Raw genomic sequence first — 779 nt, 5'->3', positions numbered from 1 at the left:
GCTGCCGTCGAGGAGCAATTGGGCCGCACGGACCTGGAGGCGATGCCGTTTCTCGATCGCCTCGCCCTGCTTGTCGAGCGTGAGGCCGCGGTCCGTGCCGATCGCCAGCTCACTGCCCGCCTGCGTGCCGCCAAGCTGCGTTATCCGGAGGCCTGCGTCGAGGGGATCAACCGCCACGCCCGCCGCAAGCTCTCAGGTGCTGTGCTTGAGCCGCTTTTCACCAGCCGATGGGTCACCGATCAGCGCAATGTGCTGATCACCGGTCCAACCGGTGTGGGCAAGTCGTATCTCGCCTGCGCCCTGGCGCAGAAGGCCTGCCGCGACGGCTACCGGGCCTACTACGCACGTCTGCCCCGGCTACTGGGCGAGCTGACCCTGGCCCGGGCGGATGGCACTTATGCCCGCCGTTTTGCCGAGCTGGCCAAGGCCCAAGTCCTGGTGCTCGACGACTTCGGTCTTGGGGCTCTGGATGACGCCGACCGACGGGAGCTTCTGGAACTCCTCGAGGACCGCTACCGACGCCGCTCCACAGTCATCGCCAGCCAGCTGCCCATCGCCCAGTGGTACGAGGTCATCGGCGATACCACGCTGGCCGATGCCATCCTCGATCGGGTGGTGCACAACAGCTACCGCCTCGAGATGCAGGGTGAATCCATGCGTCGCTCCCAGGATGCCCTCGAGACAACCACCTCGGAGTCGACCCCATGAGCCGCTGCCTTGGTGTGGACCTATACTGCCCGCAGAGGCACCCCAGCTTCGTGGAATGGGCCCACCACTTC

Annotated in this window: 1 protein-coding gene; it reads left to right on the top strand. The window is 66.4% G+C overall.

What is annotated here, in order from left to right:
* Positions 1–708, top strand: a 708-nt coding sequence (gene istB, locus LRG07_RS13755) for an IS21-like element helper ATPase IstB (RefSeq protein ID WP_238642763.1), incomplete at its 5' end; no start/stop codon positions are given.
* Positions 709–779 lie beyond the last annotated feature (71 nt).

It is taken from the genome of Halorhodospira sp. 9622, assembly GCF_022228025.1.
GTDB classification, from domain to species: domain Bacteria; phylum Pseudomonadota; class Gammaproteobacteria; order Nitrococcales; family Halorhodospiraceae; genus Halorhodospira; species Halorhodospira halophila_A.
Note: the sequence above shows the minus strand (reverse complement) of the source record. Positions and strands in the feature narration are given on the sequence as shown.